This is a genomic window from Acetobacter sp. ESL1128, assembly GCF_058505085.1.
The window spans coordinates 488,992-503,228 of sequence record NZ_CP196369.1 but is presented as its reverse complement, the minus strand read 5'-3'; the positions used below and the strand labels follow the sequence as shown (position 1 = coordinate 503,228).

Sequence of the window (14,237 nt, the reverse complement as noted above, 5' to 3'; positions counted from 1 at the left end):
CCTTTGAAAAACAAAGAACTCCAAAAGCAACAACCGTTGCGTTACGCCAAAGCGCGCAATGGTTTCTCCAACATGCCAACCAATGTTTACACAGAGTAAACTTGCTTTTTGCGCGCAAAAAGCCTAGACCCCGCCAGCCATGCGAGCGATAGGTCAAATTCCTCATCAGATCGCGGCAAAAGCCTTTTTGGCTGGAGCCGCTCTTTTGGCCAGCGCTTCCGTCACCACGACGAGAGCCCATGCCAGTTCCCCGGACCACGGGGCGGAACCGCACAGCGAAGAGCTGGCGATGGTTCTGCCGCGCCGGGCTTTTCCGGAAGGCGATGATCTTGTACTACCCAGACCACTGCCACAGGATGTAGCAACCAACATCCGTGCCGTTTTCCGTCTCCAGCGCATGGGTGCGTTTGCCGAGGCGATCAACAGCACCACCCACCTGACCGACTCACTGCTGCTGGGTGAGGTGGAGGCAAACCGCTACCTCAACCCCAGCTACCACCCCAGTGCGACCGAGCTGCGCAACTGGCTCAAGCAATACACCTCCTACGCGGATGCTCCGGCAGTATGGGCGCGGCTTGCCGCCCTGCCCGAACGGGGTGGGCCCATGCCCGCAGCCCCTTCCACCGAGCATCTGGCCCCCGAACACGCCGCCCTTGCGGCAGGGCCGCTGCAGGAGTTCACCCGCAACCCCATGCTGGACCGCACCTTGCGTGAACGCACGACATGGGGCCTTAAAGGTGTGCATAGCGCTCTGCACCTGATCAGCATCACGCCGGGCATGACCCCTGCGTATGCCGCCCAGTTGCAGGCCGAAACCGCACAGGCCATGCTGGCCGCGGGTGAAACCGATCTGGCGCTGGACATCAGCCGCACAGCCAACACCGTATCCCACGGGCGCAATGCGCTGGCGGGTTATGTGGCCGGGCTGGCCCTGTGGCAGAAGCAGGACTACGCGCAGGCCAGACAGTTTTTTGAACGTGCCTCCCACGCACCGCGCGCCACGCCGGAAATGCGGGCCGCAAACGCCTTCTGGGCCGCGCGGACGCACGAAAAAACCAATAATCCGCACAGCCAGCACCTGTGGCTCCAGCATGCCGCCACCTTCCCCCGCACATTCTACGGGCTTCTGGCGAACACCATGCTGCGTGCGGCAAGCACCCCACACAAGCTGAGCGAACGCCACGGCCTTGCCAGCTTTGCTCCGCTGGAAAGCTCGGGCGCCAACAGCCAGAGCACGGCCTCCGCCCCGGTTCTGACCGAAATTGACATAGAAGCCGTGGGGAATACCGAGGTTGGCCGGCGCGTATTTGCCCTGCTTCAGGTCGGGGAGCCGGAAATAGCGGAAAACGCCATGCGCCGCGCATGGCCCAACCTGCATGACGTCACCCTCGCCCGGTCCTTCCAGCTGGTAGCCGGGGCGGCGGGGCTGCATGACCTTGCGCGCGAAATGGAGGATTCCCTGCAAAGCCAGGCAACCTCCGCGCAAAGCACGGACGATGCGCCCCTGCCACAACTGCGCCCACGCAACGGCTTTACCATGGACCCGGCACTTGTTTACGCGCTGGCCCGTGTGGAATCCAACTTTGATGCCCGCGCCGTATCCGGCGCAGGAGCCCACGGGCTGATGCAGATCCGCCCCATAACGGCCGATTTTGTTACCAGTGCCTCTGCCTCCAACCCCAACCACAGGTTTGAGCGCTCGGCCTCTGCCCTGCATGACCCCAGCCTTAATCTGGAAATCGGGCAGCGCTACGTGCAGTATCTGGCCAAGCTGACCCAGCAGGCCAACCATACCGAAGCACGGGGCGGGGACATCATCCGCCTGCTGGCCAGTTACAATGCAGGCCCCAATGCACTGGCCCACTGGGAGAATCTAGCGGCATCCTCGGATGATCCGCTCATGTTTATGGAACTGCTCCCCAACCAGGAAACCCGGAACTACGTCCACCGGACCCTGACCTATCTGTGGCGCTATGCTGCAAAAATGAAGCTGCCCACCCCTTCCCTGAGTGCTCTGGCACACGGCACATGGCCTGACTTTGCGGATGAAACCGCTCTGGCCAGCACCTTGCATTAAATCAATGCAGGCTCAGGGGGCCTTCCCTTCGGGAAGTGTGGGGTAGGCACCTTACAATCCGGCCTGAGCATTCGCTTGCACAACAAAGGGGCGCTGGCATAAGCCAAGCGCCCCTTTGTTGTATCTCCCCTGCCAGAACAGGCCGGGCACCATACAGGCACACCCCACACCGGCCCGGCACACAGGCCGGGAACGGGAGGAGGTGTGCCCGGTCGGGCCTCTCCTCAGTTCTCCGCCAGTGCCTGACGGCTGGCCCGCACACGGGCCACACGGCGGCCTTCCACTTCCAGCACCTCAAACAGCCAGCCATCATAGGCCACCTTATCCCCCGCCGCAGGCACACGCCGCAGCAGGGCCAGCAGTAGGCCACCCAGAGTGTGGTAGCTGCCTTCCTCCGGCAAAGAGCGCAGGCCCAGCATATCCTTGATCTCGTCCACCGAGGCGGTTCCTTCAAGGCTGATCACAGCATCGGGCGCAGGCACGTTGGCCGCGTGGTGGCTGGACTGGGGCTGCTCGTGCGAGGTTTCCCCCACAATGGCGTCAAACAGGTCTGCCGGGGTCACGACCCCTTCAAACGCCCCGTATTCGTCCAGCACGAAGGCCATACCCAGACTGATGCTACGCATACGCTCCAGCATATCCAGCGCGGAAATGCTGTCCGGCACCACCACCATCGGCCGCATGCCCGCTTCAATGGAAACAGGCATGCCCTCAAGCACCCGGTCCAGCATGTCCTTGGCCAGAATAACGCCCACGGGGTTATCCACCCCCCCTTCGCACACCACAATGCGGGCGTAGCTGGTCTGCTTGAGCACCTGCACCAGTGCCTCACGCCCGGCGTGGCGGTCTATCCAGCACAGTTCGTTTCTGGGCGTCATAATTGCCCGTACAGGCCGGTCTGCCAGCCGCAGGAGCCGCTCGATCATGCTGCGCTCCTCGTGCTCCAGCACGCCCAGACGCGCTCCTTCGGCTATGTAGGCCTTGAGTTCCTCTTCCGTCAGGCTCTGGTTGACCGCATCACTCGCCCCCATCAGCCGCAGAACCATGTTGGAGGAGGCCCGCAGCAGCATGACTACCGGGCCCGTGACCCTGGCCAGCAGTTCCAGCGGCATGGCCAGACGGGCAGCCATTTTTTCCGGCTCACGCAGGGCAAGCTGCTTGGGCACCAGTTCCCCCAGCACCAGCATGATGGCGGTAATGAAAACCACCACAACAACCATGGAAAGCTGCGGGGCAAAGGGTTTGAGAAGGGCAAAGCGTTCCAGAATGGGGGTCAGGTGCGCCTCGATCTGCACACCGCCAAACGTGCCTTCCAGAATGGAGACAAGCGTCATACCCACCTGCACCGTAGGCAAGAAGATCTGCGGGTCCTCGGCCAGCCGCATGGCCCGGTCTGCACCGCGCATACCGCTCTCCTGCAACTGTGCCAGACGCGGCTTACGCACGGAAATAAGGGCGAGTTCACCCATGGCGAACACGGCGTTGAGGAAAACCAGAAAGAAAATAACAAGAATGGAAAGTGCCATGGGTAAAACCAACACGCCTTTATGCTGTAGCGGGCTTTGCGCAACAAAAGCCCCACGCGCACGATAAGGGATGATCCCGCGGGAGACCAGCGCCGAACATGCGACCCTCCCTACCGGCTAGGTCCATGCAGCGTGTGTATGCCTGCCCATCGGATAAAGCGGACCAAATCGGTATTCTTTTTACGGCAGGCACAAAAAAACGGCTCCCGAAGGAGCCGTTTTCTGTCTCGCCTAACCGATTCGCACAGGGCCGAATCAGTCTGCGGCACTGCTTTCGGCAGGTTCAGCAGCCTTGGGGGCCTCGTCATTCGCACCTTCGGTACGCACGACCTTAACCCGGGGAGCCTTGGCGGGCTTGCGCGCCGCAATGGCTTCCATCTGCTCTTCCACCTGCTTGGAAAACACGTACTGGGCCGGACGCTGGTTAGCCAGAGAGATTTCCGGCACCATCGGCTTTTCGGTTTCGGGGCCAAACAGCGCGACTTTGGCAATGTGCCAGGGGCGGCGGACGGCATCCATAACAGCGGTGGATTCATAACCGGAATGCACCATGCAGTCGGCGCATTTTTCGTAGTTACCGGTGCCGTAATCGTCCCACTTGGTGTCGTCCATCAGCTCACGGAAGGACTTGGCGTAGCCTTCACCCAGCAGGTAGCACGGGCGCTGCCAGCCAAACACGTTACGCAGGGGCTTACCCCACGGCGTGCAGTGGTACTGCTCGTTACCGGCAAGGAAGTTGAGGAAGAGCGGAGACTGCGTAAACCGCCACTTCTTGCCCTTGCCCAGACGGAACACATCGCGGAAGAGCTGCTTGGTTTTCTGCCGGTTGAGGAAGTGCGCCTGATCGGGTGCACGCTCGTAGGCATAGCCCGGTGCGGTCATGATCCCGTCCACGCCCATGGCCATCACTTCATCAAAGAAGTTGGCCATACGCTGGGGGTCTGCCCCATCGAACACGGTGCAGTTGATGGACACGCGGAAACCGCGCGCCTTGGCCTTTTTAATGGCGGCAACCGCGCGTTCGTACACCCCGTCCTGACAGACGGAGGCATCGTGCATGGTCTTGTCGCCATCCAGATGCACATCCCACGAGAAGAAGGGGGATGGTTCGTAATCGTCCATCTTCTTTTCAAGAAGCAGGGCGTTCGTGCACAGGTAGACGTACTTCTTGCGCGCGATCAGCCCACGGATGATTTCGGGCATTTCCTTGTGCAGCAGCGGTTCCCCGCCGGCTACGGCAATAACTGGTGCGCCTGCTTCCGCATCCGCATCCAGACATTCCTGCACGGTCATGCGCTGGTTGAGAATAGCCGCTGGGTAATCGATTTTTCCGCAGCCTGCACAGGCCAGGTTGCAGCGAAAAAGCGGCTCAAGCATGAGCACCAGCGGATAGCGCTTGCGCCCCGTAATATGCTGTTTGACAACGTAACTGCCGACCCTGACGGCCTGCATTATCGGTACGGCCATAAACCCCCGCTTTGGCGCATCCACTTAACGCCTGTATCGTGACTGGTAGTAAGACAAGTCAGTATTGAGTATGTCCATAAAGCGCGCGACCGGACCTGCTGCCTGCCTGGCCTGCTACTCCACCCGTGGACTGTTAGAAGGAGCAACAGGCGCGGAACATGTATAGCCACGCGTGTATGAGGTATTCGCCTGCATATAGGTGGCCTCGTTTGTCAAGCTCAAGTCTTTTTCGCTACCTGTTGCAAAAAAGACACAACCAGCAGCGAGTTTTGTTTCCGTGCTTGCGTTCTTTCACAAAACATTAAACCAAACCCCATTGGTTCGCGATGTCTGTCGGCATGTTAACGCGATGTAAGGCACGCCGGGGAGCAGCATACCCTGCCTGAAAAAGGCAGTTATGTGCCGTTTTCCGCTAAAAAGAAGATGGAAACAATCGCATGGACAGTTCTAAAAACCAGAACGCCGCGTCACCGATTCCCACTTTTGGCCGTTTTCCTGCGCTGGATCGTGTTCGGGTTCCTGCGGACCTGCGCAACCTGTCTGTTGAGCAGCTCAAGCAGCTTGCGGACGAACTGCGGGCCGAAACTGTGGACGCGGTCTCCACCACCGGGGGGCACCTTGGGGCCTCGCTTGGTGTTGTGGAGCTGACCGTAGCCCTGCACGCGGTGTTCGACACGCCCGATGACCGGGTGATCTGGGATGTGGGCCATCAGGCCTACCCGCACAAGATTCTGACCGGACGGCGCGAGCGCATCCGCACCCTGCGCCAGCCGGGTGGGCTGTCGGGCTTTACCCGCCGCTCCGAGAGCGAATACGACCCGTTTGGCGCGGCCCATTCCTCCACGTCCATTTCCGCAGGGCTTGGCATGGCGGTGGCGCACCACCTGCGTGCCGAGGATGACCCCTCCTACCGTGAACGCAATGTGATTGCGGTAATCGGCGATGGCTCCATCTCTGCCGGCATGGCGTATGAGGCCATGAACAACGCCGCAGTGGCCGGACCGGGCGCTGAACGCCTGATCGTGATCCTCAACGATAACGAGATGTCCATTGCTCCGCCGGTCGGGGCCATGTCCAACTACCTCTCGCGTCTCATGTCGTCGCGCAAGTTCATGGAACTGCGCGAACTGGCGGGGAAATTCGTTAAAAAGCTGCCTGCTCCGGTGGAACGTACCGCCCGCAAGGCGGACGAATACGCACGCGGCATGATTACCGGCGGCACACTGTTCGAGGAGCTGGGCTTTTACTACGTTGGCCCGGTAGACGGGCACGACCTGCCGCAGCTGGTCAATATCCTGCGCAACCTGCGCGATACGGATAAAGGCCCCATCCTGCTGCATGTGATTACGGAAAAAGGCCACGGCTACCGCCCGGCAGAAAACGCAGGCGACAAATACCACGCCGTAGCCAAGTTCAACGTCATTACCGGTGAGCAGAAGAAAGGCCCCGCAGGCCCGCCCAGCTACACCTCGGTTTTCGCACGTGAACTTGTCCGCCGTGCCCAGACCGACAAGCGCCTGACCGCGGTTACCGCGGCCATGCCGTCCGGCACCGGGCTGGATGCGTTTGCCAAGAACTACCCCGACCGCTTTTTTGACGTAGGCATTGCCGAGCAGCACGCGGTTACCTTTGCCGCAGGCATGGCCACCGAGGGGCTGCGCCCATTCTGTGCCATCTACTCCACCTTCCTCCAGCGTGCGTATGACCAGGTCATGCACGATGTGGTGCTCCAGAATCTGCCGGTCCGCTTTGCCATTGACCGCGCGGGTCTGGTCGGGGCCGATGGGGCAACACATGCCGGGTCGTTTGACATCGCCTATCTGGGCTGCCTGCCGGGCATGACCATCATGGCCCCTTCGGACGAGCTGGAACTGCTGCACATGACAGCCACAGCCGCTGAGTTTGATGAAGGCCCGATTGCCCTGCGTTACCCACGTGGCAACGGGCTTGGGCTGGACCTGCCTGCCGAAGGGCAGGTGCTGGAAATTGGCAAGGGCCGCATTATCCGCGAGATGGGGCGCCAGTCCGGTGCGCAGACGGGTGGCATTGCCATTCTCTCGCTCGGGCCAAGGCTTGGGGCCTGCCTGCAGGCAGCCGACATGCTGGCAGCGCAGGGTCTGCCCCCGACCGTGGCCGATGCCCGCTTTGCCAAGCCGATTGATACGGCTTTAGTGGAAAACCTTGCCCGCAACCATGCGGTGCTGATCACCATTGAGGAAGGGTCCGAAGGTGGGTTTGGCACACAGGTCTGCCACCATCTGGCCCGCACCGGGCTGCTTGACCGGGTGCGCTTCCGCCCCATGACCCTGCCCGACCGCTTTATCGACCACAACACGCAGGACGCGCAGTATGACGAGGCCGGGCTCTCCGCACCCCACATCGTCGCTACCGCCCTTAACGCACTGGGTGTGAGCGCTACGGGCATCGGAGACATGCTCGAAGCAACCTTGTCAAACCGTGCAACCGGGACAAAATCGTAAGCATGAAACGTATTTCCTTCCGCGCAGGGCTCGTGCTTGGCATGAGCATGGCGCTTCTTCCCGTAGCTGGGGCTGGCGTATCCGCCCCGGCTGCGTTTGCCCAGTCCGCCCCGTCCAGTGCAGTGATTGCCCCCGTGCAAACGCTGTACACAGCGCTGGACCAGATCGTGCAGTCCCACGGCAGCTTTGCCGAGCGCAGCCAGATCGTGGCCACAGCAGTGGACAAATCCTATGATCTGGAAGCCGTGCTCAAAGCCTCCATCGGCCTGCGCTATAACGGGCTGAATGCAGACGAAAAGCAGAAGCTTCTGGCCGCATTCAAGGCCTATACCGTCTCGCGCTACGTGAGCAACTTCAAGCCGGGTGCGGACATCAAGTTCACCATCCAGCCCACCGTGACCGACACGGCCGTTGGCGGCAACAAGCTGGTGGTTACCGACCTTGGCGCGAGCGATGGCTCCACCCCGACCGAGATCAGCTACATCATGAACAATGCCAGCGGGTCATGGAAAATTGTGGACGTGCTGCTCAGCGATGCCCGCATCAGCCAGGCTGCGGCCCAGCGTTCGGACTTCAGCTCCACGCTGACCTCGGGTGGCGTTTCTGGCCTTATCAGCGTTCTTGAGCGCAAGGCTCAGGCCTACGCCAAAGACTAAGGGAACAGGAACAGGCGCGTGCGGCAACGCAAACAGACACACTCCCCCATTACGGGGCGCATGATGGTCGGGGCATGGTAGCGGTTTTTCCTCTTCTGGCTGCTGCCAGCGCGCTTCTTTCTGTTACTGGCTGTATCCAGTCCTCTCTGGGGGCTGGATTGCTGGCACGTTTCCGCCGCAATGAGCGGCAACCTGTTGTGCTGGGCAGCCCCCCGCCGGTAACCGTGCTCAAACCCCTGTACGGCTCCGAACCCCTGCTGGAAGAAGCTCTGGAGAGCTTTTGTACACAGGATTACCCCCATATGCAGATCCTGTTTGGCGTGCGCGATGCGGATGACCCCGCCATTGCCGTTGTACGCCGCCTGCAGGAACGCCACCCTTCGCTGGACATGGAACTTGTGGTGGACCCCACCCTGCATGGGCTGAACCGCAAGATCAGTAACCTGATGAATATTCTGCCCAAGGCGCGGCACGATATTCTGGTTATTTCCGATTCCGACATCCATGTACGGCCCGATTACCTGCAACACATTGTATCGGCCCTGCACCAGCCCAATACAGGACTGGTCACCACCCTGTACGCGGGTCTGCCGGCAAGTGGTTCCCTTGTGCAGATGCTGGCAGCCTGCCAGATCAACCATAATTTTCTGCCCGGTGTCATGCTCTCGCGCTATCTGGGGCGGCAGGACTGCCTGGGCGCCACCATGGCACTGCGCCGCCAGACACTGGATGACATTGGCGGGCTGGAAGCCCTTTTACCCCATGTGGCCGATGATGCCCTGCTTGGCAGGCTGGTACGGCAGGCTGGCATGAACATTGCCATTGCCGAATGCATGACGTGGACCACCATTGCCGAATCCAGCTTTGGTGAACTGCTGCGGCACGAACTGCGCTGGGGCCGCACAGTGTGCACGCTGGCGCCAGCAGGGTATGCGGCCTCCTCCATCCAGCTCCCCCTGTTCTGGGCGACGCTGGTTGTGCTTTTTCAGCCACACGCGGCATGGAGTTTGCCATTCTTCTGGGGCATATGGGCCATGCGCGGAGTTACTTCGCTGCTGATTGACCGCGCCGTGGGTGCCCGCGCGCTGTGGCCTCTTTTGCTGCTTCCCCTGCGGGACTGGCTGTCTGCCGCCATTATGGTGGGGAGTGCCAGTGGGACAGAAGTCCACTGGCGGGGCCAGACCATGCACATTGCCCCCCACCCCAATACCGCACCAACACCCGTGAGGACTCTCTCCCCCGGACCCTAGTGAACGCATGCAAAGACTTGCCTTCTTCCTATACGCCAGAGTATTTGCCTAAACCAAATGCAGATACGGAAGTCCTTGAGCCAGCATTTATGCCGGAGCTTACTGTTGGACCCCACCGTTCTACGCCCTTGTCAGGATAGAAACCGATGACGATGAGAACCCTTTTTCTCCAGCCGCCAACTTTTGATGGTTTTGATGGCGGCGCAGGCTCGCGCTATCAGGCCCGCCGTGAAATTAAATCTTTCTGGTATCCGACATGGCTGGCCCAGCCTGCTGCTCTGGTTCCCGGCAGCCGCCTGATTGACGCCCCCCCCGCCAACATGGGCATGGAGCCCATTCTGGAAGACGTGAAAAACCGTGATCTGGTGGTGCTGCACACCTCCACCCCGTCCTTTGCCAAGGACGTGCAGGTGGCCCAGATGCTCAAGGACGTTAACCCGAACCTGAAGATTGGCATGGTTGGCGCCAAGGTGGCCGTTCAGCCGGAAGAAAGCCTGCTCAAGGGTGCGCCCATCGACTTTGTTGCCCGCAATGAATTTGATTACACGATCAAGGACATTGCCGATGGCATGGACTTCAAGGACGTGGACGGCATTACGTGGCGCAACAAGGATGGCGAAATTATTGCCAACCGCGACCGCGCCATGATCGAAGACATGGACGCCCTGCCCTTCGTGACCGAAGTGTACAAGCGTGACCTGCGGATTGAAGATTACTTCATCGGCTACCTCATGCACCCGTACCTTTCCATCTACACGGGCCGTGGCTGCAAATCGCGCTGCACCTTCTGCCTGTGGCCGCAGACCGTGGGGGGCCACCGCTACCGCACCCGCAGCCCGCAGCATGTGGCAGCCGAAATCCGTCTGGCCATGCAGTACTTCCCGCAGGTTAAGGAGTTCTTCTTTGATGATGACACCTTCACCGACGACCTGCCCCGTGCCGAAGCCATTGCGCGCGAACTGGGCAAGCTGGGTGTAACCTGGTCGTGCAACGCCAAGGCCAACGTGCCCTACGACACGCTCAAGGTCCTGCGTGACAACGGCCTGCGCCTGCTTCTGGTCGGTTACGAAAGCGGCAACCAGCAGATCCTGCACAACATCAAAAAAGGCATGCGCGTTGAAGTGGCGCGTGAGTTCACCAAGAACTGCCACGAACTGGGGATCAAGATCCACGGCACCTTCATTCTGGGTCTGCCGGGCGAAACGAAGGAAACCATTCAGGAAACCATTCGCTTCGCGCAGGAAATCAACCCGCACACGCTGCAGGTTTCCCTTGCCGCACCGTACCCCGGCACGGCCCTGTTCAAGGAAGCCACGGAAAACGGCTGGCTGGACGAAAGCAACGCCGAACTGCTCGACGACAACGGCGTGCAGATTGCACCGCTGCACTACCCCCACCTGTCGCACACCGAAATCTTCAACAGCGTGGAAGAGTTCTACAAGAAGTTCTACTTCCGCGCTCCCAAGATTGCCTCCATCGTGGGTGAAATGGTGCGTTCGCCCCAGATGATGAAGCGTCGCCTGCGCGAAGGTGTGGAGTTCTTCCAGTTCCTTAAAGGCCGCAAGGCTGCCTGATCTGGCATAACTCATGGCACTGGGTGGGGAATGGCGCATAAGTCCCCCACCCAGAACAGCCATGACAGCCCCTACCTGCCAGTGTTAGACACAGGCAAAGGTTACAAAGGGCTGCCAGAACCATGAAACGCGCCATTATTTCCGCCGATGATTTCGGCATGTCGGTTGAAGTGAACGAGGCCATTGAACAGGCCCACATCAACGGCGTTCTCTCAACTGCCAGTCTTATGGTGTCCGGCCCTGCTGCACAGGATGCCGTGGAACGGGCCAAACGCCTGCCCTCCCTTAATGTTGGCCTGCATCTGGTGGTTATTGAAGGACCATCGGTTCTGCCCCACAGCCGCCTGCCGCTGATTACGCGCGATAATGGCTGGTTCTCCTCCTCCCAGCTCGGGCTTGGAGTGGACTACTTCTTCCGCCCCGAAGGACGGCGGGAACTGGAGGCGGAAATTACCGCCCAGTTTGAAGCCTTCAGCCGCACGGGCCTGCCGCTGGACCACGCCAACGCTCACAAGCACATGCACCTGCACCCCACCGTAGGCAAAATGATGATTGGCATAGGCAAAGGCTACGGGCTGAATGCCGTGCGGGTACCTCTGGAGCCACCCCGCCCCCTGTATGCCGCAGGCACCTATACCGACACGCTGGGCGATGCCGCCCTGCGCCGCTGGACCGCCCTGCTGCGCCATCAGGCCCATGCTGCGGGCATGGCCACGAATGACTGGTGCTTTGGCCTGGCCTGGAGCGGGCACATGACCACCGAGCGCATGGCCGCTCTGGCAGCCCACCTGCCTGATGGTGTGTCCGAGATCTATTTCCACCCTGCCACCCACAAGAACACCATGCTCGCAGAACTGATGCCCACATACGAGCATGAGGCCGAGTTCAAGGCACTCTGCTCTCCGGGCTTTCGCAAGGGGCTGGAGCAGGCGGGAGCGCAGCTTTGCGGCTGGCAGGACATCGCCCGTGGAGCATAGCTGCTGCGCGTATGTTGCAAATTTATCGTTATAACAAAAATTTGCACTCCGTTTTTACTAAAAAACCTATTTTGTTTGGTTTTGGGTAATAATGTTTCAAAACCGCCCTTGACCGGACATTTCCGTTCATGCTCCTGATGGCAGACCGACAACAACAAAAACAATAACGGTCTGTCACATGGTCGCACATTCTGCCCGGCGGAATATCCGCCTCCGCTCTTATGCCGCCCAGCCTCGCGCGCTGTGGCATTACGCCCATGCCTTGCCGGTTCATGGGGTTGTACGCACGGCCTGAACAGCAGGCCCAGCAGCACGCTCCCTTAAACAAACCCCTGCACGCATAAGACAACTCCCTCCAGCAAGAGCGAGAGGAAGCGGAATAACAATGCCAAAAATACACCGCACCCAGCGCCCCGGCACCCCCGAACACGGGCCAAAACACACCCGCACAACCGCCGCCTGCGCCATTGCGCTGGCCTCCGTGTGGCATGCGCCTTTTGGTTCTGGCGTGGCACAGGCCCAGACCACCCATGCCTCCGCCCTTACGGCCCAGCCAAGTGTGGCGCCTATTTCCGACACCATCATCAACCCCGGCAGCAAGGTCCATGCCCTGCCTGCGCAGTCCCTACGCCCGCTGGATGCGGAAACCATTGGCCCGGACCTGAGCGCCATCCGCCGTCCACCCAACACGCCCATTCCGCCAAGCGGGGTGCCCATTCTGCCGTCCCCCGGTCTGGCACCTTTGAGCGTGATGCCGATCATGCCATCGGAAACACCCCACTCGCTGCACCAGATCGAACTGGACTCCCTGATCAATGGGGAAGGCCCCTCCGCCCTGCTGCCCGCAAGCTGGGACGCCCAGCGTGATTACGACCTGCCAGACCCGTACTACGTGCCCACAGCCGGTACGGGGCACCTTATTCCGCAGCTGATGCCCTTCCGCGACCGGCTGAGGGACAAGGGGTTTTCGTTCTCCTTCTCCTACAAGGGAGAAGCCATGGGGCTGGCATCTGGCGGGTTACCGGGCCAGAAAGGCATCAGCTACGTGCATGAGCTGACCTTGCAGACCACGTTTGATCTGGGCCGCATGAACTCGGCACTTAACGGCTGGTCCGTGCACGGGCTGGTTATGGAACGTGCAGGCCGTGCCGCGCAGAACGTACGCGCAGGCGAATACTATGTGGCCTTGCAGGAAGTGTACACGCTCTCGGGCAACGTCGCGGCGCATCTAGTGGACATGTACGCCGAGAAAAAGATGCTCAACAACAAGCTGGACATCATTTTCGGCCGTATGTCGCTCACCCATGTGTTCGCGACATCTCCGCTGCTGTGCTCCTTCATGGTCACCTGCTCGGCCCCTGTGGCCATCAAGCAGCTACCGGGCATGAGCGTGTACCCAAAAGCCACATGGGGTGCGCGCGCGCGCTTCCGCCCCACGCGGGATACGGCCATACAGGTTGGCGCTTACTCCGTAAGCACCCTGAGCGAGAACCCCTCGGGCTGGGCATGGGGGTCCGAGAACGCAACGGGCCTGTCCCTGCCGATCGAGTTCACCTGGGCACCGTTCCTGACCCGCAACCGCCTGCCCGGCCACTACGTGCTGGGGTATGAGCACGACACCACCCGGTATGCGGACAAGATAGGCTCGGTCCTGCCCAAGCGCATTGCCGACACCCTGCCCGGCACACGCTCCGCCCCCTCCGATGCCATGTGGCTGGAGGCAGACCAGATGATCTACCGCCTTGGCGGGCGTAACCAGATGGCCGGTGGCTACCTGATGGCAGGTTACGTGCATGCCACCCCGCACGTGGTCAACATATCGGACCAGGCTTATGGCGGCCTGTCGTTTGTGGGGCTGATCCCCACCCGCCTGACCGACCGTTTTGGTGTGCTGTATTCGTGGTACAAGGTCAGCCGCCGCCGCCGGGAGAGCGAAATTCTGGCCGTGGATGGCGGGTACTCACTGGGATCGACCATTCGCGGAATCCAGAATGATTCCGAACTGGTCGAAGCGTATTACGGGATTGACGCCACACATGGCGTGCTGGTCCAGCCTGAGTTCCAGTATCTGATCCACCCGGGCGAAACACACCACATCCCCAATGCGGCCCTGATTGGGCTCAAGGTTATTGCCAACCTGTAAAAACCACCCCCTGCCGGTGCGCCCACTGCACCGGCAGGCACGCATAAAACAGCACAAAGGCCGCCCGCCCCTGTGGCAGGCTCTAGG

Annotated in this window: 9 protein-coding genes; 7 read left to right on the top strand and 2 right to left on the bottom strand. The window is 60.6% G+C overall.

Annotated features, from left to right (window positions below; genetic code table 11):
- Positions 1–139 precede the first annotated feature (139 nt).
- Positions 140–2,077, top strand: a complete 1,938-nt coding sequence (locus tag ACSYTG_RS02405) for a transglycosylase SLT domain-containing protein (RefSeq protein ID WP_095350206.1) — start codon at positions 140–142, stop codon at positions 2,075–2,077.
- Positions 2,078–2,301: 224 nt separating this feature from the next.
- On the opposite strand, the gene ACSYTG_RS02400 is transcribed toward ACSYTG_RS02405, so the two are convergent.
- Positions 2,302–3,603 carry a hemolysin family protein gene (locus ACSYTG_RS02400; protein WP_086647241.1) on the bottom strand — a complete coding sequence of 434 codons (1,302 nt, stop codon included), beginning with the start codon at positions 3,601–3,603 and terminating at the stop codon, positions 2,302–2,304.
- A gap of 255 nt (positions 3,604–3,858) precedes the next feature.
- The gene (hpnH, locus tag ACSYTG_RS02395; protein ID WP_086647240.1) at positions 3,859–5,070 is read right to left on the bottom strand and encodes an adenosyl-hopene transferase HpnH; all 1,212 of its coding nucleotides are present in this window, start codon (positions 5,068–5,070) and stop codon (positions 3,859–3,861) included.
- Positions 5,071–5,507: 437 nt separating this feature from the next.
- Between hpnH and dxs the strand changes: the two genes are divergently transcribed.
- The 6 genes from dxs (at position 5,508) to ACSYTG_RS02365 (ending at position 14,150) form a co-directional block, all read left to right on the top strand.
- Positions 5,508–7,550 (top strand): 1-deoxy-D-xylulose-5-phosphate synthase, encoded by a 2,043-nt coding sequence (gene dxs, locus ACSYTG_RS02390; RefSeq protein WP_278740741.1) that lies wholly within the window; start codon positions 5,508–5,510, stop codon positions 7,548–7,550.
- A gap of 2 nt (positions 7,551–7,552) precedes the next feature.
- Positions 7,553–8,206, top strand: coding sequence for an ABC transporter substrate-binding protein (locus tag ACSYTG_RS02385; RefSeq protein WP_086645817.1), 654 nt, complete (start codon positions 7,553–7,555; stop codon positions 8,204–8,206).
- Between the two features lie 74 nt (positions 8,207–8,280).
- On the top strand, positions 8,281–9,456 hold the full coding sequence (hpnI, locus tag ACSYTG_RS02380; protein ID WP_489783925.1) for a bacteriohopanetetrol glucosamine biosynthesis glycosyltransferase HpnI: 1,176 nt from the start codon (positions 8,281–8,283) through the stop codon (positions 9,454–9,456).
- A gap of 146 nt (positions 9,457–9,602) precedes the next feature.
- A complete protein-coding gene (gene hpnJ, locus ACSYTG_RS02375; RefSeq protein ID WP_179290143.1) occupies positions 9,603–11,030 on the top strand; it encodes a hopanoid biosynthesis associated radical SAM protein HpnJ in 1,428 nt (475 codons plus the stop codon).
- Between the two features lie 122 nt (positions 11,031–11,152).
- Positions 11,153–12,007 (top strand): hopanoid biosynthesis-associated protein HpnK, encoded by an 855-nt coding sequence (gene hpnK, locus ACSYTG_RS02370; protein ID WP_086645814.1) that lies wholly within the window; start codon positions 11,153–11,155, stop codon positions 12,005–12,007.
- A 385-nt stretch (positions 12,008–12,392) separates the two neighbouring features.
- Positions 12,393–14,150: a carbohydrate porin gene (locus tag ACSYTG_RS02365; protein ID WP_253530270.1), complete on the top strand. Its 1,758-nt coding sequence runs from the start codon at positions 12,393–12,395 to the stop codon at positions 14,148–14,150.
- The last annotated feature ends 87 nt before the right edge of the window (positions 14,151–14,237 follow it).

Coding starts and splice junctions, on each gene's coding strand:
- ACSYTG_RS02405 (WP_095350206.1), top strand. CDS start 140: ATGCGAGCGATAGGTCAAATTCCTCATCAGATCGCGGCAAAAGCCTTT.
- ACSYTG_RS02400 (WP_086647241.1), bottom strand. CDS start 3,603: ATGGCACTTTCCATTCTTGTTATTTTCTTTCTGGTTTTCCTCAACGCC.
- hpnH (WP_086647240.1), bottom strand. CDS start 5,070: ATGGCCGTACCGATAATGCAGGCCGTCAGGGTCGGCAGTTACGTTGTC.
- dxs (WP_278740741.1), top strand. CDS start 5,508: ATGGACAGTTCTAAAAACCAGAACGCCGCGTCACCGATTCCCACTTTT.
- ACSYTG_RS02385 (WP_086645817.1), top strand. CDS start 7,553: ATGAAACGTATTTCCTTCCGCGCAGGGCTCGTGCTTGGCATGAGCATG.
- hpnI (WP_489783925.1), top strand. CDS start 8,281: ATGGTAGCGGTTTTTCCTCTTCTGGCTGCTGCCAGCGCGCTTCTTTCT.
- hpnJ (WP_179290143.1), top strand. CDS start 9,603: ATGACGATGAGAACCCTTTTTCTCCAGCCGCCAACTTTTGATGGTTTT.
- hpnK (WP_086645814.1), top strand. CDS start 11,153: ATGAAACGCGCCATTATTTCCGCCGATGATTTCGGCATGTCGGTTGAA.
- ACSYTG_RS02365 (WP_253530270.1), top strand. CDS start 12,393: ATGCCAAAAATACACCGCACCCAGCGCCCCGGCACCCCCGAACACGGG.